Origin of the sequence: Pseudoalteromonas sp. Scap03 (genome assembly GCF_013393115.1) — a bacterium.
Lineage (GTDB): Bacteria > Pseudomonadota > Gammaproteobacteria > Enterobacterales > Alteromonadaceae > Pseudoalteromonas.
The window spans coordinates 1,026,868-1,046,928 of sequence record NZ_VDEU01000001.1 but is presented as its reverse complement, the minus strand read 5'-3'; the positions used below and the strand labels follow the sequence as shown (position 1 = coordinate 1,046,928).

At 42.3% G+C, this 20,061-nt stretch carries 17 protein-coding genes and 1 riboswitch; of the genes, 7 read left to right on the top strand and 10 right to left on the bottom strand.

What is annotated here, in order from left to right; all coding sequences use genetic code 11:
- Window positions 1-27: 27 nt before the first annotated feature.
- From FHG08_RS04765 to FHG08_RS04755, 3 genes are all read right to left on the bottom strand, one after another.
- Window positions 28-1,233 (bottom strand): aspartate aminotransferase family protein, encoded by a 1,206-nt coding sequence (locus FHG08_RS04765; RefSeq protein WP_008108435.1) that lies wholly within the window; start codon window positions 1,231-1,233, stop codon window positions 28-30.
- Between the two features lie 370 nt (window positions 1,234-1,603).
- Window positions 1,604-2,764, bottom strand: coding sequence for an HDOD domain-containing protein (locus FHG08_RS04760; RefSeq protein WP_109875693.1), 1,161 nt, complete (start codon window positions 2,762-2,764; stop codon window positions 1,604-1,606).
- A gap of 47 nt (window positions 2,765-2,811) precedes the next feature.
- The gene (locus FHG08_RS04755; RefSeq protein ID WP_010392074.1) at window positions 2,812-3,393 is read right to left on the bottom strand and encodes an aminodeoxychorismate/anthranilate synthase component II; all 582 of its coding nucleotides are present in this window, start codon (window positions 3,391-3,393) and stop codon (window positions 2,812-2,814) included.
- 249 nt (window positions 3,394-3,642) lie between these two features.
- Here FHG08_RS04755 and FHG08_RS04750 point away from each other — a divergent pair, with 249 nt between their 5' ends.
- From FHG08_RS04750 to glpD, 3 genes are all read left to right on the top strand, one after another.
- On the top strand, window positions 3,643-3,885 hold the full coding sequence (locus FHG08_RS04750; protein ID WP_054202764.1) for a YdcH family protein: 243 nt from the start codon (window positions 3,643-3,645) through the stop codon (window positions 3,883-3,885).
- Window positions 3,886-4,053: 168 nt separating this feature from the next.
- Window positions 4,054-5,559 carry a glycerol kinase GlpK gene (gene glpK / locus FHG08_RS04745; RefSeq protein WP_178954631.1) on the top strand — a complete coding sequence of 502 codons (1,506 nt, stop codon included), beginning with the start codon at window positions 4,054-4,056 and terminating at the stop codon, window positions 5,557-5,559.
- Between the two features lie 14 nt (window positions 5,560-5,573).
- Window positions 5,574-7,076 carry a glycerol-3-phosphate dehydrogenase gene (glpD, locus tag FHG08_RS04740; RefSeq protein ID WP_178954629.1) on the top strand — a complete coding sequence of 501 codons (1,503 nt, stop codon included), beginning with the start codon at window positions 5,574-5,576 and terminating at the stop codon, window positions 7,074-7,076.
- 7 nt (window positions 7,077-7,083) lie between these two features.
- Here glpD and FHG08_RS04735 read toward each other — a convergent pair whose 3' ends face one another.
- Complete coding sequence (locus tag FHG08_RS04735; RefSeq protein ID WP_055012471.1) at window positions 7,084-7,482, bottom strand: thioesterase family protein; 399 nt, start codon at window positions 7,480-7,482, stop codon at window positions 7,084-7,086.
- Window positions 7,483-7,512: 30 nt separating this feature from the next.
- Here FHG08_RS04735 and FHG08_RS04730 point away from each other — a divergent pair, with 30 nt between their 5' ends.
- Window positions 7,513-8,217 carry a 2OG-Fe(II) oxygenase gene (locus FHG08_RS04730; RefSeq protein WP_055012470.1) on the top strand — a complete coding sequence of 235 codons (705 nt, stop codon included), beginning with the start codon at window positions 7,513-7,515 and terminating at the stop codon, window positions 8,215-8,217.
- Between the two features lie 71 nt (window positions 8,218-8,288).
- On the opposite strand, the gene FHG08_RS04725 is transcribed toward FHG08_RS04730, so the two are convergent.
- The 6 genes from FHG08_RS04725 to FHG08_RS04700 form a co-directional block, all read right to left on the bottom strand.
- The gene (locus tag FHG08_RS04725) at window positions 8,289-9,524 is read right to left on the bottom strand and encodes a cysteine desulfurase-like protein (protein ID WP_178954627.1); all 1,236 of its coding nucleotides are present in this window, start codon (window positions 9,522-9,524) and stop codon (window positions 8,289-8,291) included.
- A 10-nt stretch (window positions 9,525-9,534) separates the two neighbouring features.
- Window positions 9,535-10,167 carry a 2OG-Fe dioxygenase family protein gene (locus tag FHG08_RS04720; RefSeq protein WP_178954625.1) on the bottom strand — a complete coding sequence of 211 codons (633 nt, stop codon included), beginning with the start codon at window positions 10,165-10,167 and terminating at the stop codon, window positions 9,535-9,537.
- Window positions 10,168-10,366: 199 nt separating this feature from the next.
- Window positions 10,367-12,964: a bifunctional aconitate hydratase 2/2-methylisocitrate dehydratase gene (gene acnB, locus FHG08_RS04715; RefSeq protein WP_178954623.1), complete on the bottom strand. Its 2,598-nt coding sequence runs from the start codon at window positions 12,962-12,964 to the stop codon at window positions 10,367-10,369.
- Between the two features lie 252 nt (window positions 12,965-13,216).
- Complete coding sequence (locus FHG08_RS04710; RefSeq protein ID WP_138606695.1) at window positions 13,217-14,278, bottom strand: OmpA family protein; 1,062 nt, start codon at window positions 14,276-14,278, stop codon at window positions 13,217-13,219.
- 321 nt (window positions 14,279-14,599) lie between these two features.
- On the bottom strand, window positions 14,600-16,009 hold the full coding sequence (locus FHG08_RS04705; protein ID WP_178954621.1) for a YdiU family protein: 1,410 nt from the start codon (window positions 16,007-16,009) through the stop codon (window positions 14,600-14,602).
- A gap of 8 nt (window positions 16,010-16,017) precedes the next feature.
- Window positions 16,018-16,716 carry a DNA-3-methyladenine glycosylase I gene (locus FHG08_RS04700; RefSeq protein ID WP_178954620.1) on the bottom strand — a complete coding sequence of 233 codons (699 nt, stop codon included), beginning with the start codon at window positions 16,714-16,716 and terminating at the stop codon, window positions 16,018-16,020.
- A 187-nt stretch (window positions 16,717-16,903) separates the two neighbouring features.
- Window positions 16,904-17,083, top strand: a riboswitch (Lysine riboswitch).
- A 127-nt stretch (window positions 17,084-17,210) separates the two neighbouring features.
- Between FHG08_RS04700 and dapA the strand changes: the two genes are divergently transcribed.
- The 3 genes from dapA to FHG08_RS04685 are packed head-to-tail and all read left to right on the top strand — an operon-like array spanning window position 17,211 to window position 20,056.
- A complete protein-coding gene (gene dapA, locus FHG08_RS04695; protein ID WP_178954618.1) occupies window positions 17,211-18,095 on the top strand; it encodes a 4-hydroxy-tetrahydrodipicolinate synthase in 885 nt (294 codons plus the stop codon).
- Window positions 18,096-18,110: 15 nt separating this feature from the next.
- Entirely contained in the window at window positions 18,111-18,851 is a 741-nt protein-coding gene (locus tag FHG08_RS04690) for a 2,3,4,5-tetrahydropyridine-2,6-dicarboxylate N-succinyltransferase (protein ID WP_178954616.1), read from the top strand.
- Window positions 18,851-20,056 carry a PLP-dependent decarboxylase gene (locus tag FHG08_RS04685; RefSeq protein WP_178954614.1) on the top strand — a complete coding sequence of 402 codons (1,206 nt, stop codon included), beginning with the start codon at window positions 18,851-18,853 and terminating at the stop codon, window positions 20,054-20,056. Before FHG08_RS04690 ends, FHG08_RS04685 begins: the two co-directional genes overlap by 1 nt.
- Window positions 20,057-20,061 lie beyond the last annotated feature (5 nt).

The window sequence follows — 20,061 nt, the reverse complement described above, 5'->3', positions numbered from 1 at the left end:
TTGCCCTTAGAGAAGTTGAATTAGCGATTACGCGTTTACAACGTGGGCTACAGCTTTTTCAAAGCGTGCCATGCCTTCGCGAATATCAGCTTCTGGTATTACTAAAGATGGAGTGAAACGAACCACATCAGCACCCGCTACAAGTGACATTAAGCCATGCTCAGTACCGGCTACTAAAAACTCTTTAGCGCGCCCTTTGTACTGCTCATTAACTACGGCACCGATTAATAAACCTTGGCCACGAATTTCACTAAATACATGGTACTTTTCGTTAATCGCATTAAGTAGCTCGGTAAATAACGCCGCTTTTGCTTTAACGCCCGCTAATACTTCTGGGTTGTTCACTGTATCAAATGCAGCTTCTGCAACTGCACAGGCTAGTGGGTTACCGCCGTAAGTAGAACCATGGGTACCTACTTTAAGATGCTGTGCAATCTCAGTGGTTGTTAGCATAGCGCCAATTGGAAAACCACCACCAAGTGCTTTTGCTGAAGTTAAAATGTCAGGTACTACGTTTAAGCCTTGGTATGCGTATAGCTCACCCGTACGACCAACACCTGATTGCACTTCATCAAAAATTAGCAATGCATTGTGCTTAGTACATAAATCACGAACGCCTTGAGCAAATTCGTCAGTTGGCGAGATAATACCGCCTTCACCTTGAATTGGCTCCATCATTACCGCACAGGTATTATCGCTAATCAACGCTTCAAATGCGGCAAGGTCATTGTAGTCACAATGAACAATGTCGCCTGGCTTAGGGCCAAAACCGTCAGAGTAAGCCGCTTGACCGCCTACAGTAACCGTGAAGAAGGTACGACCATGGAAACCTTTATTAAAGGCGATAATTTGTGACTTTTCTGCACCAAATTTATCAAGCGCAAAACGACGCGCTAATTTAAGTGCCGCTTCGTTTGCTTCTGCGCCTGAGTTTGCAAAGTAAACTTTTTCTGCAAAAGTCGCATCAACCATTTTTTTAGCTAAGCGAAGCGCTGGCTCATTGGTCATTACATTTGATAAATGCCAAATTTTTTCGCCCTGCTCTTTTAATGCACCCACTAATGCAGGATGGCAGTGGCCAAGACAGTTAACGGCAATACCACCAGCAAAGTCGATAAACTCTCGTCCTTGTTGATCCCATACACGAGAGCCTTCGCCTCGAACTGGAATTACGCTTGAAGGTGCGTAGTTAGGAACCATTACGTGATCAAATAATTCGCGATTGACTGTCATTTTATTTCCTCTTAATTGTGTGCATCACAAAGCAGTAGAATAGGGGTGTGATTATTGTTAATAACCAAATGTGTCGGCAAAAAATAATAGCTATGTATTTGCCTGAAACTACGTTGTGGTTCAATTTTCAGGCGCTCATTATTTCAGAAATTTAGGGTTATGTCTCTTCAAAAACTTTCATGTACCCCTTTAAAATAAAGGGCTTAAGATATTATTTCATAGATAGTGAATAACTATTTGAGAGCTAGTAATGATGTGCATTTACCTTAGTCAGCGCCTCTACAACGAAAAAAGCATAGCGCTTATAAACCAACTGCACATGAATAAGTAGAATTAAAGTGAATGAATAGTCGCAAAAAAATTAACAGATTTAATCGATTTGAAGTGCCAAATTAGTAAAATTAGCTGTTTGTAAGGTCTCTAACTCTTTTTTTGTAAACTTATAATAGCTAAACCAGCTTTGTAATTCATCGTCTTCAATAAGCTGGTGCTCTTTTAAATTTAAGTACTGAGAGTAGCAGCGAGCTTTTAAAATTACTTGCGATAATGGCAATAAGCTATCACCTTTTTCTGTCCCATTCACTAACTGCTGCATAACAGTGTTAAAGGGTAAGTATTTAAATGACATGGTTTCAATCACCTTGGTGCTAACAAGCAGTGATTTTTCATTCAGCAATGTCGTTAAAAATAGCGGGTCAGGTTTTAACTCTAACAACGCAGTGTGTAGGTTTTTGTCACCTTCTTCACGAGCACGCTGTATTTTGCGTTGCCATACTTGCTCAAACACTTTTAAGTATAAGCGCACTAAGGCAATTTGCCCCACATTTAATAACATGCCTAAGGTAAATGCATGCATGGGATTTAACCCATTAAGCTGCGCTAGAGTTTGTGCCGCAATAGCACATGACATAGTGTTGTCTTTTAACCTGCGCTTTAATAGCGGAAATGGTGCGGTGCTGTTTGGCATCCAATGGCGCACTGCAAAAGTAGGCACTACCAGTTGCAGGTTGTCTAAGCCTAAATAACGTAATGCCAATGCTGGGGTATCTACTTTGACTGAGGTGCCTTTACTGCGTTGCTTACGATAAAAAGGTAAATTAACTAAGGTAACCAGCTCTCGTCCAAGCCAGTTTAAATCGTTAATTAGCGGCTCTAAACGACCGACCGATGCCGCGCGTGTTGCAAGAATATCAAGTATAGCGGGCACATTATCATCTATACCAACAGTGTCTTTGATGACTAAATCTATGTCTTCAAGACGTTTGGCCATCACGGTTTCAATAACCGTATGTAATTTTTGACTGGTTTTTGCCTGTAACTTTTGATGTGAAGTACTTTTTTGTTGACGCTTTTGCTGAGCGGCCACTTCAACTTCTAATAAGGTACGCTTTTTAACGGGTTTACCGTCATTGAGGTCTAAGGTATGAATAAAGCCTATTTGCTGATTAGCAAAACTATGACCCAGTAGCAAATCATGCGCTCGTTGGTGTAGCACGTTAACAATTCGCTGTTGCTGCAATGTATCGGTCATAAACTCTATCTTAAGGCAAAAAAGGAAAATAGCTTACAGGTATAAGCCTAGAAGCGCGTTAAAAAGTTATCAAGTAAGGCTAAGCCTTGCTCGGTCAAAATTGCTTCAGGGTGAAACTGCACGCCTTCAAGTGCGAGCTCATTATGCAACAATCCCATAATTTCATCACGCAGCCCAGTGTTGCTTTGTGTCCATGCTGTTACTTCTAGTTCTTTAGGCAATGAGTGCGCTTCAACAATTAAAGAATGGTAGCGGCACACTGTCAGCGGGTTGGGTAAACCTTTAAACATACCTTGATGCTGGTGATAAATTGGCGATGTTTTTCCATGCATAACCTGTTTAGCGCGCACCACCTTTCCACCTAGCACCTGAGCAATAGTTTGGTGCCCCAAACAAATACCTAATATAGGATAAGTTCCTTTAAATTGCTCTACAACAGATAACGATACTCCCGCTTCACTTGGGCTTTTAGGGCCTGGAGAAATCACAATATGATCGGGGTTTAACTGTTTAATTTCGCTCAGCGTTATTTGGTCGTTACGTTTTACCACCACTTCTTGATCTAATCGTTGAAAATACTGTACCAAATTGTAGGTAAACGAGTCGTAGTTATCGATCATTAAAAGCATGTATTAAAGTACTCAAAGTAATTAGGCGGATGGTTATTGCATGCATATTCTAACTGAAGGCTTTGCAGGTGTCAGTGTTTTGCAGCTCAGCTAATACAAATAGCTCGCTTACAATCAGCAATGGTTGATTTATTTTAAATCAGCCCAAGCTCTATTATATGAGTAATTCAGTAGTTACAAACTGTCTATCAGTAAAGTGACCTGCATTATCCAACAACGCATTAAATACGTATAAGCAAGGAGTAACCTATGTTAGGCGAAGACCATTCATTAACTAAAGACTTTCCTGATTACACGCAAACAATTGCAAAACTCAATGCAAATGATGAAAACTTTGCTACTAAAGCAAAACAATACAATGAAATCGATAAAGAAATTCGGGTACTTGAACTACAAGATTCACCTATCGATGACGAAGCTATGCAGCAGCTAAAGCACGACAGAATGGTATTAAAAGATTGGTTACATCAACAATTAACGAGTACTAATTAATCACTATTGCTTGGCGTCTATTAAATAATAGGCGCCATAATTTAATTATCATTTCCCTCTCCTACCCTCTGCTAATCTATAATTTTAACCATTATGGTGCAAAAGCATTGCTATTCGTTTAGCTTAAAGACAAGCTATCTTTATCTAAATTAAACAACGTTATTTTTTATGGCTAAATACTTACTCTCGATTGATCAAGGAACGACAAGCTCTCGGGCTATTTTATATAGCAAAGATGCACAGATGATAGGGAGTGCTCAACAAACCTTCCCTCAGCATTTTGTAAAAAATGGTTGGGTTGAACACAACCCTGTAGATATTTGGCAAACTGTATTAACCAGCGTCAAAAACCTCTTAGCGCAGCAACAAGTAACCGCCGCCGACATAATTGCCATCGGCATTGCTAATCAGCGAGAAACCACTTTAGTGTGGAATAAAAAAACTGGGCAACCTATTTATAACGCGATTGTATGGCAAGACCGACGCACTAGTGAATATTGCGATAGTTTACGTCATGCTGGGCATACAAAAATGGTGAATGATAAAACCGGTTTAGTACTCGACCCTTATTTTTCTGCAACCAAAGTTCGTTGGATTTTAGATAACGTCACTGGCGCTAAAGAGCAAGCACATGCAGGTGAACTAGCATTTGGCACGGTAGATACCTACTTATTGTGGCAATTAACCGACGGTAAAGTGCACAAAACCGATGCCACTAATGCCTCACGAACTTTACTGTTTAATATTCATCAGCAATGCTGGGATGAAGAATTACTGGCTTTATTTGATATCCCACTGGCTATGTTGCCTGAGGTAATGGACTCAGCGGCTGATTTTGGGATAACAAGCGGCGAGTTGTTCGGTAGTGAAATTCCTATTTGTGGTATTGCAGGCGATCAGCAAGCGGCTTTAATTGGTCAAGCCTGTTTTGAAGAAGGTATGGCAAAAAGCACCTACGGCACGGGCTGCTTTTTAATGCTTAACACTGGCGATAAAGCACTAAAATCAAATAATCGTTTATTAACCACTCTTGCATATCGGCTCAACGGCAAACCCACCTATGCGATTGAAGGCAGCATTTTTATGGCCGGTGCCACCATGCAGTGGATAGTAGAAGGCCTAAAGTTATTAGAAAACGCAGGTGAAAGTGAAGCCCTTGTCAAAGGTGTTCCCTTAGATCATGGGGTGTTTTTAGTGCCCTCGTTTACTGGCTTAGGAGCGCCCTATTGGGATGCAAATGCAAGAGGCGCTATTTTAGGCCTAACCCGAGATTCAGGCATTAGTACTATTGTGGCAGCTGCCTTACAGTCGGTGGGTTATCAAACCAAAGATTTACAAAAAGCCATGGAGGGTGACGGGCTTCGTCCTAGTATTTTAAGGGTTGATGGCGGCATGGCAAACAATAATTGGGCCATGGCATTTTTAGCTAACATTTTAGGCGCAAGCGTTGAACGCCCAACCTTAACCGAAACCACTTCATTGGGGGTTGCCTACTTAGCAGGGCTGCAAACTGGGGTGTATGAATCAACTGCGCAGCTTGCCAACATGTGGAAAAGCGATCGTCGCTTTGAACCAACCATGAGCAGTGAAGAGCGCAACGATTTATACGCAAAGTGGCTACATTGCATTGCACAAGTTAGACTTTCTAATAGTACTGACGACGAGAGTGACTAAACACAGGGAAATCTATGAGCGCACACGACAACGAATATGACTTACTCATTATTGGCGGTGGTATTAACGGCGCTGGCATTGCAGCCGATGCTAGTGGTCGTGGCTTAAAAGTACTCTTATGTGAGCAGAACGATTTAGCCTCTGCTACCTCTTCTAATAGCAGCAAACTTATTCATGGCGGGCTTCGCTATTTAGAGAATTATCAATTTAGATTGGTAAGAGAGGCCTTGCGTGAGCGTGAAGTACTGTTAAAAAAAGCACCGCATATTATGTGGCCACTGTCTTTTCGACTGCCGCACCAAGCACATTTGCGTTCGCCATGGATGATTCGCATGGGGTTATTTATTTATGACCATCTAGCCTGGCGTAATACTTTACCCCCTTCAAAGGCGATTGAGTTTAACAGCGATAGCGTACTTAACAGCAGCGTCACCCAAGGCTTTGAATACGCAGACTGCTGGGTTGATGACGCGCGCTTAGTGATTTTAAACGCACAAGCAGCGCATAATTTGGGCGCCACAATTGCAACACGCACGCGCTGTATTAAAGCCACCCGTAACGCAAACTATTGGAATGTAATTTTAGAGCAGCAAGCTAGCAAGCAACACCTAAATATTAAGGCTAAAAGTGTTGTAAATGCTGCAGGCCCTTGGGTCGCGTCATTATTTGAAGATGTATTTACCCAGCCCACACCACATACTGTTCGCCTTGTAAAAGGCAGTCACATTGTGGTGCCTCGAGTTCATAGCCAGCCGGTTGCCTATATTTTACAAAACGAGGATAACCGTATTGTATTTGTTATTCCTTATGAGCAAGATTACTCACTAATTGGCACCACTGATGAAGATTATTCCGGCGATATTGCTGATGTAAAAATTAGTGAGCAAGAAATCGAATACCTGATCAGTATTACTAATCATTACTTTAAAAAGCCAATAAGCAAAGCGGATATTGTGCACACGTTTAGTGGCGTGCGCCCGCTGTTAGATGACAAATCAACGGATGCCCAAGCGGTCACCCGCGATTACAAACTGATATTAAATAATGAAGCTGATCACGCCCCATTATTAAGCGTATTTGGTGGCAAAATTACCACCTATAGAAAGCTTGCAGAAAATGCCGTTAATAAATTAGCGCCCCTTTACCCAAAATTGAGTCGCTCGTGGACGAAAGACACCCCTTTACCAGGTGGCGACTTTAGTAACCAAGCATACCTTATCGCACAGTTAGAAAGCAGCTATTCTTGGCTGCCAATCGACACCTTAAAACGTATGGCTCGCAGCTATGGTACGCTTAGCTATCAATTATTGGGTAAAAGTCAAGCAATCGGCGATTTAGGTTATCACTTTGGCCATGGCTTATATGCAAAAGAAGTTGATTACTTAGTAAACCATGAATGGGCAAAAAGCAGCGCAGATATATTGTGGCGCAGAACTAAGCTCGGACTACGCTTTACTGAAAAACAAGTCATTGCTCTGGCGCAATATTTAACTAAACATCCTGCTTGCCACAACTAAACTGCGATTAACTCGTGGCAACAAGGTGCTGTGTTAATGCGGCTTTTTCATCAGCCGAAAGCGTTTGCTTTGTTTTGCTGGCAAAGTCGTATCGCACCATGACAGTTTTACCAATTGCACAGCACTTATCTTGCTGCCAGGCTTCTTGGCGGATCACAAATGAGCTATTACCAATCTGCTCTATGCTGGTGTTAATTGTCACCTCATGAGCATAAAATAGCTCGCCGACAAACGACACTTCAACCTTAGCAATAATTAACTTCCAATTGTGAGGATTAAGATCAGGGGTAAAAAATTTAAAAATAGGTACTCGGGCTGCTTCAAACCAAACTGGGAGTACGGTATTGTTGATGTGTCCGAGTGCATCCGTTTCGCTAAAGCGCGGCATCACTTTTTCAGTAAACATAATAATCCATAATAATTAAACAGGTAACTCATGACGGACTTTATCCGCGTGTATGACAACGCGCTCAGCAGTGACTTTTGTGATAACTTTATCACTACCTTTTCTCAAAGCCCGCATATTAAACAAGGGATGACATCGGGTGGCGTTGATCTTAATAAAAAAGATAGCCACGACCTGCACTTAAACAATCATCCTGAGTACGCAGAACAATTAAAACATATTCAACAAACCACTGCACAGTTTGTTTTTAAATACATTGAAGAACATATTTTTATGATGATTGGGGCATTTGGCTTAAAAGTGTATCACCCAAAAACAGGTCAGCCGGTAGATTTGACTCATGCCAATTATGACGAAGTAGGTAAACCACAACTTCCTTTATTGGTGCAGCAAATTTTTAGGCTCGGTAATATTCAAGCACAAAAATATGAGGTCAATAAAGGGGGCTACCCGTATTGGCATAGTGAGGTGTATCCGCAGTTACAACATAATGAAGCCCTGCATCGGGTATTGTTATTTATGTTTTATTTAAATGATGTTGAAGAAGGCGGAGAAACCGAGTTTTATTATCAAAATCGTAAAATAGCCCCTAAAAAAGGCAGTATGGTGGTTGCTCCAGGATATTTCACGCATACACATAGAGGCAATAAGCCAGTATCAAATGATAAGTATATTTTAACCTCATGGGTTTTGTTCAATCGAGCAGAGCAAATATATGGAACGCCGCAAAGCTAAGTAATCAGCCAATAAAAAAGCCATAAGTAATTTTTACTTATGGCTTTAAAAAACGCTTAACAAATAAGGGTTTAGCCTAGCAGCTCATCAAACAAATTAAATAGCGTGTCCATTTCTTCTAGGGTGTTGTAGTGCATGCAACCAATGCGCACTACGCCACCCTTATCAAGCACACCCAGTTGTTTGCATAAACCTTGGGCGTAGAAATTACCATCCCATACACATACATGTTGTTTACCCAAAAATTCAGACACTTGGCGAGGCTCTAACCCTTCAAAGGTCAGTGCAAACGTAGGAGTTCGCTCACTTAAACGTGCTAAGTCATCAATACCAAACAATTTAATACGCGGGTAATTAACCAGACGTGTTAAAAAGTATTCACTAAGCGCCATCTCGTGTTGTTTCGTTTTTTCAAACGCAACACGTAGTTTTTCACGGCGTGAGTGACTGTCATCAAGTTCGCTAATTGCCGCAATGTAATCAACACCCGCAATAAAGCCCGCTAGTGCTTCAAAACTTTGTGTGCCAGTTTCCCAGCGACCTGGAGCAACATCTTTTGCTGGCTCTACTTTATAAGGTGTAAACCCTTCTAAATGCGAAGCTTTACCGTATACCATACCTAAGTGCGGGCCAAAAAACTTATATGCAGAACACGCTAAAAAATCGCAATCTAATGCTTGCACATCGATTAGTTCATGAGGGGCATAATGCACAGCATCAACATACACCAATGCACCGACATTGTGAGCAAGCTCTATAATGCGTTTAATATCGTTAATAGAGCCTGTGGTATTTGATGCATACGTAACCGCAACTAATTTAGTGTTAGCGTTTAATAAGCTTTCAAAATGCGCCATATCTAAACTGCAATCAGCTTCGTTAATTAGCGCTGTGTTAACCACTGCACCTTTATCTTCAGCGGCTTGCTGCCAAGACGATACATTTGAAAAATGATCTGCATTGGTCACAATAATTTCATCGCCTGCTTGCCAACTGCGTGAAATCGCGCGGCTGAAGCTAAACGTAAGGCTGGTCATATTAGGGCCAAATACAATATTTTGTGCACTAGGGGCATTTAACAAATCAGCCGCCGCTTGACGCGCATTAGCCATCAGTTCAACCGTTTTGTCACTTGAGAAAAACGCACCGCCCAAGTTTGAATTATAATGCCCTAAATAAGCAGTCATGGCACTGAGTACCGGTTGTGGTACTTGTGAGCCACCTGGTCCATCTAAAAACACCGGTGACTTGCCATCAACCGTTTGCATTAAAGCGGGAAATTGCGCGCGCAATTGCATTAAATTCATTTTATTTCTCTTAAGCAGTTAGTACAAAACAATCCAGGTAACCTGGTTTATTGGCATCAATTTTGTTCATTGGCGTGGCGTTATGCCATACCTGACGATCATTAATTAGTGCAAACATGCCGTCTTTTATTTCCATTTTAAAACACGGTTCTGCTTGTTGGTTTTCATAAACCAATAGCTCACCGCCTTCTAAATTTTCATGAGAAACACCACATACGCATACATGGTCAAACCCGTCTTGATGCACACCTTCAGGGGCTGCTGGCGTGTCGCTATCAATCGCAAGCATTCTAAATTGGTGAATTTCAATATCACGATCTGCATCAATACCGGTAATCGCACAAAATTCGCTAACAATATTTTTCATACCCTCAGACTCAAGCAAGCTTTGCTCTAAATTTTCGTAAGTACGTTCAACATTACCTTGAAAGGTATTAATTGAATCGTCTTGCACAAACGCTTTAGTCGCTTGAAGGTTGAGCTCATCATTTTGTAGTTTAACTACTGAATAACGGCGTTTGCGAAACGCACCATCTGCATATGGGTTTGCAGGTAAGTTATCAAAAGAAGGCTTAACCAAATCAATGTTGGCTTGGTTAATAAAACGAAGTTGCAGTAAATTCTGGTTGTTTAATGCGGTCATAAAATCCTGCTTATAATAATGATAATATTGGCAGGGATTTTAATGCATATAGCGAGGATTTTTTGCTTTATTATCCAACTCAAAAGCAAATAATAATTAAATTTAATTCAATATAAGATTATTAAAGCATGAATAATCCAAATTAAATTTAAACGATAAAAAACCCGCCGAAGCGGGCTTTTCATTCAAACTCTATTAATTATACAGCTTGCTGAATAATTACGTTGTCTGCTTTTTTAGTGTACTGAGGCATACGGTGGAAGTTCAAGTAACGGTAGGTATCTGCTGCCGTTGCATTGATTTTCGCTGCATATTCTTGGTACTCAGCCGGAGTAGGTAATTTACCTAAAATTGCCGCTACTGCTGCCAGCTCTGCTGAAGCTAAGAACACATTTGCGCCTGTACCTAAACGGTTAGGGAAATTACGTGTTGAGGTAGACACAACAGTTGCTTTATCTGCAACACGTGCTTGGTTACCCATACACAGTGAACACCCAGGCGTTTCAATACGTGCTCCAACACGACCAAAGATACCGTAGTAACCTTCGTCCGTAAGCTGGTCTTTGTCCATCTTCGTTGGTGGTGCAACCCAAAGCTGTGTTGGGATACGACCTGTAAAACCATCGAGTAATTTACCCGCGGCGCGGAAGTGACCAATGTTAGTCATACAAGAACCGATGAATACCTCATCAATTTTCTCGCCTGTTACGTCAGATAGTAAACGCGCATCATCAGGGTCATTTGGCGCACACAGTACTGGCTCTTTAATGTCAGCTAAGTCGATTTCAAGCACATGCTTGTACTCTGCATCTTTGTCCGCTTCCATTAGTTCTGGGTTAGCTAGCCATTCTTGCATTGCTGTAATGCGGCGCTCAATCGTACGAACATCGCCGTAACCCTCAGAAATCATCCACTTAAGCATAACAATGTTAGACTCAAGGTATTCGCTGATCGACTCTTTAGAAAGCTTAACAGTACAACCTGCTGCTGAGCGCTCTGCTGATGCATCTGATAGTTCAAATGCTTGCTCAACAGTTAAGTGCTCAACTCCTTCAATTTCTAGTATACGACCAGAGAACTCGTTGATTTTACCTTTCTTCTCAACCGTTAATAGCCCTTCTTTAATACCGTAGTAAGGGATGGCATGAACGAGGTCACGCAACGTGATACCAGGCTGCATTTCACCTTTAAAACGAACCAAAATCGATTCAGGCATATCAAGTGGCATAACACCTGTTGCTGCTGCAAATGCGACCGCACCTGAACCCGCTGGGAATGAAATACCTAATGGGAAACGCGTATGTGAATCACCACCGGTACCTACGGTGTCTGGTAATAACATACGGTTCAACCATGAGTGAATTACACCATCACCAGGACGAAGCGATACACCGCCACGGTTCATGATGAAATCAGGAAGTGTATGATGCGTATTTACGTCAATTGGTTTAGGGTAAGCCGATGTATGACAGAAAGACTGCATGGTTAAATCTGCAGAGAAGCCTAAACAGGCTAAGTCTTTAAGCTCATCACGTGTCATAGGACCGGTGGTATCTTGCGAGCCAACCGTAGTCATTTTTGGTTCACAGTATTGGCCTGGGCGAATACCGGCAACATTACATGCTTTACCCACCATTTTTTGCGCAAGCGTAAAGCCTTTATCTGACACTTCAGTAACTGCTGGTACTTTAAATACGTCAGTTGCACCTAAACCCAGTGATGTACGTGCTTTGTCTGTAAGACCGCGACCAATGATCAGTGGAATACGACCACCAGCACGAACCTCATCAAGAATGACGTCTGATTTAAGTGTGAACGTAGAGATCACGTCATCAGTACCGTGACGTTTAACAACCCCTTCATAAGGGTAAATGTCGATTTGGTCACCCATGTTGAATTCATCAACATTTAATTCGATTGGTAATGCACCCGAGTCTTCCATTGTATTAAAGAAAATAGGCGCAATCTTATTACCTAAACAGACACCACCTACGCGCTTATTTGGTACAAATGGGATATCAACACCCATAAACCAAAGCACAGAGTTAGTTGCTGATTTACGTGAAGATCCCGTACCAACAACATCACCTACGTAAGCAAGTGGTAAGCCTTTAGTTTTTAATTCTTCGAGCTGGGTAACTGGACCTACTTCACCGTTTTTATCAGGGTTAATGCCATCACGTTCTGTTTTAAGCATCGCTAGTGCGTGAAGTGGAATATCAGGACGTGACCATGCATCTGGGGCTGGCGATAAGTCATCAGTGTTTGTCTCACCAGTGACTTTAAATACAGTAACCGAGATCTTTTCAGCAACAGCTGGCTTATTAGTAAACCATTCTGCGGCAGCCCAAGACTCAATGATTTGTTTGGCGTATGTATTACCTGCTTTTGCTTTTTCTTCTACATCGTAAAACGCATCAAACATTAATAATGTGTTTGAAAGGCCCTTAACTACGATTGGCGCTAACGCTTCGTCATCAAGTAGGTCAACCATTGGCGCGATATTGTAGCCACCAAGCATAGTACCTAGCAATTCAGCTGCTTTTTCTTTAGAGATAAGTGGAGAAACGGCTTCACCTTTAGCAACAGCCGCTAAAAAACCAGCTTTAATATAGGCTGCATCATCAACACCCGGCGGTACACGATTGATTAGTAGTTCTAGTACGAACTCTTCTTCACCTGCAGGTGGGGTTTTAATTAGCTCAATAAGATCAGCCGTTTGCTGAGCATCTAATGGCGCTGGTACGATACCTAACGCGGCACGTTCTTCTACGTGTTTACGATATTCTTGTAGCACAGTATTGCCCTCTTGGTGACGTGAAAGTATTCGGAAGTGTTTATAAAACAAACCATAACCCAATACTTATAGTATTCTAACGCTCGATTATAAAGCTTTTATGCATAGATTAAAATCCATCCACTTAGGCAGCTAGTTATACCGATTATTAATAATATGAATAGTGGATTTCATAAAATCAACTTTCATGAATACTTATTAACAGCCATAAAAAAACCCAGCCTAAGCTGGGTTATTTGTAAAGTAGTAGTACTATTTACGTTTAACTTTTACGCGCTCAACGGTTGATATATGCGCTTCAACACGGCGATTTTCTGCGTGTGCTTCTGCCGTATTCGCTTTATTTACAAGACGCTCCTCACCATAACCTATTGTACTGATACGCTCTCTTGAAATACCATCTTTTACTAACTCATCGGCAACATCGTCGGCACGCTTTTGAGAAAGCTTTTTATTGTAGCCAGCATCACCCACTGCTGAAGCATGACCCTCAAGTAGTACAGTTGTATCTGTATACTCTTTCATGAATTTTGATACCGCAGCTATATCATCAAAATATCTTTGTTTAACAATGGCTGAGTCATGTGGGAAAGTGACTAATAGCTTAGTAGTTACTTTAGACTCTTCGTATAAAGTGCACCCGTCACTATCAACTGCATCTGTTACTGGTGTGTTGGCGCATTTGTCATTAGCATCAATCACGCCGTCGTTGTCACTATCTAGAGGAGCAACTACTGCAGCTTCAACTACAGGCTCAGGAGCAGGTTCAACTGGTGCTACTGGTGCTGATTTCTGGCCAAAGAAGTAGTTAATACCTAACTTTGCGCCAACATCTGTGTAGCCTTTATCTAAACCTTGGTAAACACTGGTTTCAGCATTTACAAAGAAGTTGTCTGTAACAAAGTGTCGGTAACCTACACCTGCATTTACAAACGTGTTGTCATCAACAACATCAATATCTTTCAAACCGAATAAACCGTAAAAAGGACCGCCGCCAAAGTGGTAAAGCGCATCAATACCGTAACGTTCGCCGTCAATATCGTTGCGGTTGTTAAGTACTTTATCATGTGCATTGAAGTCTAGGTCTGCGTATTCTAAACGCGCGCTCCAGTAATCATTAAAGCGGTAACCTAATTCAGCACCCCAACCTGTTGACTCATTAACGTCAAGGCCAGCTTGATCACGCATGTTTTTCCACGAAGCATCGTAGTAGTCACCGAACGCACCGATGTAAAAACCTTCTTGTTCGGCAGCAAAAGTTGATGCGCTAGTTGCAGCTAACGCAATGGCAATTGTAAGTGATTTCAATTTCATTGTTTTCTTCCCATTTTAACAACTAAAAATGTAGCTAAGCATTGCTAGCCCTTCTAACTTACCTATACAGTAACTGAGCCTTTGTTAATCAATACTTAACGCAAATATATTTTTCCAATATCTAGGATAATAAAACTAGCCCATAAAAAATGTTACTGAACAAAGACTAGTTCAAAAAGCAAACAATCGCTTTAAACCCCATACGATCACTGGCCTTTATAGGTATCATGGTATCACCCGCTCATAGTTTGCTCTATGAATGAACATCGCCGTGGTAAAAAATGACCTTTTATATTCATTTTCAAATGCAAAAAGCAACACTTAAGTACCACAAAAAGTACGATAATTCTTATCATCTTCGGGCGGCGTTTGAAACTCTGTAGCTTGCATATTGCTTGTGTAAGGGCTCGACATCACTTTGCTAAAACGACTGAGTAGCTCACTATCCCCATGCGTAGTGTACTGAGAAATAATCTCTTCAATAATATGATTACGAGGAATCACACCCGGATTGGCTTGTCGCATCACTTGATAGCTGTGCTCATTAGTTCGTGTTTGCCATTTCTGCGCCCAAGAGGCGAGTACTGATGGTATTTCAGCTTGCCCATTTAACGACTCAGTTAACGCATTAAAAGTATTGGTATAATCAAGCTGGTATTCTTTTAATAACCCTAGCAACTCTCCCACCAGCTCATTATCTTTAGCATCAGCTATTGTTAGCCCTAACTTTTGTGCCCACATAGCGCTAAATTGCTGATTAAATTGGGTCGAAAAGTCTGCAATGATAGGTGTCAGCCTTGCTACGGCTTGCTCATCGTCGTCACTTATTAGTGCCATTAGACTCTCTGCTAAGCGAGCACAGTTCCAACTCGCCATGTTTGGCTGATTACCAAATGCGTAACGCCCTTGCTTATCAATAGAGCTAAACACGGTATCAAAATCAAACTGGTTCATCATGGCACATGGACCGTAATCTATGGTTTCACCACTAATTAAGGTGTTGTCGGTATTCATTACCCCATGAATAAACCCCACCCTCATCCAACTTACGATTAAGTTAACTTGATTGGTTATCACTGCGGCTAAAAAATCCAAGTATCGCTGGGCGCCAGTGCTGTTAATTTCAGGGTAATGTCTTTGAATGGCTAAATCGGCTAAGTTTTTTAGACTGGTCAAATCGCCTTGGGTAGCTAAATATTGAAATGAGCCTACTCGAATATGGCTACTCGCGAGTCGCGTTACAATAGCGCCAGGTTGAGGTGGGTTACGATAAACAGTTTCACCACTACCAACCACGGCTAAACAACGCGTTGTTGGAATGCCAAGCGCATGCATTGCTTCGCTCATTACGTACTCGCGAATGGCGGGACCTAATGCACAGCGCCCATCTCCACCACGCGAGAATGGCGTAGCGCCAGCGCCTTTTAATTGCACATCCCAAAGCTGGTTTTTATCATCACTAATCGCGCCAAGTAAATGCGCTCGGCCGTCTCCTAAGCGTGGAGAAAAATGACCAAACTGATGACCCGAATACCCTAATGCAACTGCAGAAACTGCTTGAGGTTCATTTCCACTGAATATATTTGCCCGAGAATCGGCATTCACTTGTATATTAAATTGTTCGGCTAAGGGCTCATTCCATAACAATAACTGTGGCGCTGTCACCTTGGCTGGATGATCGCTAATTGCAAACCCCTCACCAATGTCGGTATACCTTGGCACTAATTTCATGTTTAATCCTATTGTTTTTGGCTGATACCTACGCGATTGTCGCCGACACCATAAGCGACAATTAAGCTTAGCTCTTGCATGCTTAAGCCGCTTTGCTGCTGCAGTTCATTAAAGAATGCCTGCGCCGCACTTAGTGACTTTTTAGTTTGCAATCCACCATCTATAATTTTATGTGCACGCAAATAGCTTTCTACGTCTCTTGAAAGTAAAAAAGTATCTTTTCCTAAGGCGCGCAGCGCATAAGGGCCGGTATTACCACCCAGCCTCGCACCATGCTTTTTTAAATACGCCCACAAGCCAATAATATCTTCACTTGGCCAGTTAGCAATAAACTCACTAAAGCTGCCGTGTTGCTCTGCAACTTCGTGGATCATATACGCATTATCAGTAATGGTTTTTACTTTTTTATAATTGCGCACAATCCGTTCGTCACTGGCTTTTTGTTCTAAAATGTCTGGTGGCATCATCAATAATTTTTCAACACTGAAATCCCAGAAAACCTCTCTAAATCCGGCCCACTTACTGTTGATCACCGACCAATAAAAACCACTTTGAAAAACTTTCCGAGTAAATTCTTCTAGCCAATCATCATCACTTAATGTGACGAGTTGCTTTGTTGATAAAGGTTTTGAGAGTAACAATTTAAGCATTTTTTCAGAGCCCTTTCGCTCCACTGCACGCTTATAAATATCGCTAAATTTTTCCATCTGCTTAATACCTTACTTCGACCATGAAACTAGTTTACGAGAAAAGCAGCCAATACGTAACCGTTGCTATTATCGATGAACTATTCTGTATTTAGTCACTTGACACCTAGACGGCTAAAGTGGTTTAATCGCCACACTTACCCTATTACATTGTATTTGTTGATTGATTTTTCAATAGCAAGTGCAAAGGGCTGGAAGAGGTGCGTTATTCAGGTAGCGTATGTTAGGAGCGCAAACTCCATTGAGCATACGTGAGGGGAATTAACGCCGAGAGGTAACACTTTTTTGTGAAAGGTTACTTCGGGCGACTAGGTTGAATCCTAGCGACTGTCACCAATAACATATTTGGTGGAGAGCTTCTGGTCTTAGTATAATAAGGCCGTGCGCCCTATTATTTAAGCCCATTCGCTCTTCGAATTATAAATACATTCAAAGAGTCAGGCACCCTAAATACCCGCCAATAACTCGACGAATGCCCTATAAGTTCGTGAGAGATGATCAACAACTTCAATATTAACAATTTCCATTTATGGACTGCGCTGATCACCCCATTTGATCAAAATGGCCTAGTTGATTACGCAACCTTAGACACCTTGGTGGCCGAACAAGAAGCCGCTAACAACGGCATTTTATTACTTGGTAGCACTGGCGAAGGGTTAGCCCTGACCCTAAAAGAGCAGCAAGCCATCGTAGAGCATGTCTGCCAATTAGAGCCGAGCGTCCCGCTTATGGTCGCAGTCGGTGGTAGTAACTTAAAGCAGCAGCTTGAATGGGTTAACTACTGCAACCAACTGCCTATTCATGGTTTTTTACTTGGCTCGCCTTTGTACGCCAAACCCGGTGCAGTGGGGCAAACCCATTGGTTTGAAAGCCTGCTCAATGCCAGTTCTCATCCTTGTATGCTTTATAACGTACCAGGACGTAGTGCGGTTAGCATTCCCATTGCAACCATTGAAAACCTCAAACAACATAAAAATTTATGGGCACTCAAAGAAGCCAGTGGCTGTATTTCTCAATTTGAAGCCTATCGACAAGCAGCGCCTGAACTAGCCATTTTTAGTGGTGACGATGCCCTCATGCCTTATTTTGCCCAAGCAGGTGCAAAAGGTTTAGTGTCGGTTGCAGCCAATGCATGGCCAGTGCAAACCCATGAGTTTGTAAAGCGCAGTTTAAGCGGCCAACATCCTAATCTTTTTGTCCAATGGTCTAGCGCTATCAATAGTTTATTTTCAGTAGCAAACCCTATCCCAGTCAAAGTGTTAATGCATTTACAAGGGCGTATTAGCAGTCCGCATTTACGTCCACCTTTAACACACCTTGAGCTGACACACACAGATGACATTTCATCGGCAAACAACACCATTTTATCTTGGCATTAAATACAGGTTTTTATAATGAGCTGGTTAGAACTATTAAATAATTTAGAAACGGGCGCAGTTCGCGCAGCAACACAAGACGAAAACGGCCAATGGCACGCTAACGTAGAAGTAAAGCAAGGCATTTTAGAGGCATTTAAAAACGGCACTAACATGGAGTTTCCTGGTGGCTTTGTAGATAAACATAATCTAGCGCCGCAATGCTTTGAAGCCACAGCAGGCGTTCGCATGGTGCCAGGTGGTTCAAGTGTGCGCCGTGGTGCACATATTGCCAAAGGCACTATTATTATGCCACCTGCGTACGTAAATATTGGCGCCTTTATTGACGAGGGCACTATGGTAGATAGCCACGCATTGGTTGGCTCATGTGCGCAAGTGGGTAAAAATGTTCATTTGAGCGCCGCGGTACAATTAGGCGGGGTACTTGAGCCCATTGGCGCAAGCCCTGTGGTCATAGAAGACGATGCATTCATTGGTGCAGGCTGTGTGATTGTTGAAGGCGTGGTAGTTAAAAAAGGCGCGGTACTAGCCCCAGGTGTTCGCTTATCTGCAACCATCCCTGTTTATGACTGCGTTAATGAGCGTCAGCTTGATAAAGGCGAAGCAATCCCTGAATACGCGATTGTGATCCCAGGCTCTCGCCCTGCGTCAAACGACTGGGCGCGTGCTCAAGGCTTGAGTATGTCGTGTGCCTTAATTGTTAAATACCGGGACGAGCAAAGTGACGCGTCATTATTGCTTGAAGAGGTTTTACGTTAATGACCTTTTTGAGCACGCCCGTTAAAAGCGCTATTGATGAGCTTTCGAGTAAACTCGATACTCCATTTTTTGTCTACGACCTCGACTCACTAGATGCGCACCTTGCGCACTTAGTGGCGCAAACCGAAGTAAAGCTTTGGTATGCGGTTAAAGCCAATCCCCTATCTAAAGTGATACAAAGTTTAGATAACGCTGGTTTTAACTTTGATGTTGCAAGTAAAGGCGAACTTGAGCAAGTACTTGCCCAAGGAATTAACAGCGAGCGCGTGCTCAACACGGGCCCTGCTAAAAGCCCAAAACAAATTAAACATTTTATTGCACGTGGCGTACGCACCTTTGTGGCAGAAAGTCTTAATCAGGTGCGTTGGTTAAACGAACAAGCCAATGCCCAGCAGTGCCAGTTGCAAGTATTACTGCGTGTTCAATTACGCTGGCCCGAGGGTGATAAAAACCCACTTGGTGGTGATAGCCTTACTCCATTTGGCTTAGGGTGCGATGAATGGCAATCGCTAAATACTAAAGACTACACAGCATTGAGCTTTGATGGCCTACATATTTTTCAGTGGGGTAACATGCTCAGCAGCGACAAACTTGCAGATCTGTGGTCGCAAATGATTACACCACTTACAGTCCTTGCTAATAACTTAAATATAAATCTGAATATTTTAGATTTAGGTGGCGGTTTAGGTATTCCTTACACCCTTAATGACCCGACTTTAAGCTGGGATGCATTAATAGCAGCCCTTGCAAAGATTAAACGCGATGCGGGTGTTAAAGAGCTGTGGATGGAACTAGGTCGCTATGCTGTAGGCGAATGCGGCCACTACGCCACACCGGTGGTTGAGCGCAAATTAAACTACGGCCAACAGCAGGTAATTATGAGCGGCGGTATTAATCACTTATTGCGCCCTGCGGTTACTAATCAAGACTTTCCTGCGCGTTTATTACGTGATTCAAACGCAGCAAACCAAGCAATGAGCCTATATGGGCCATTATGTACCGCGCTGGATTGCTTAGGGGAGCACCAATTACCGGGCGATTTAGATGAACACGACTGGCTGGTGTTTAGTCAATGCGGTGCTTATGGTTTTACCGAAAGTATGCCGTACTTTTTGTGCCATGAACTGGCCGGTGAATATGTTATACACCATGGCGAAATCAACTGTATTCGCCAAGCAGAAGATGCAAGCCACTACTTGAGGTAATAAAA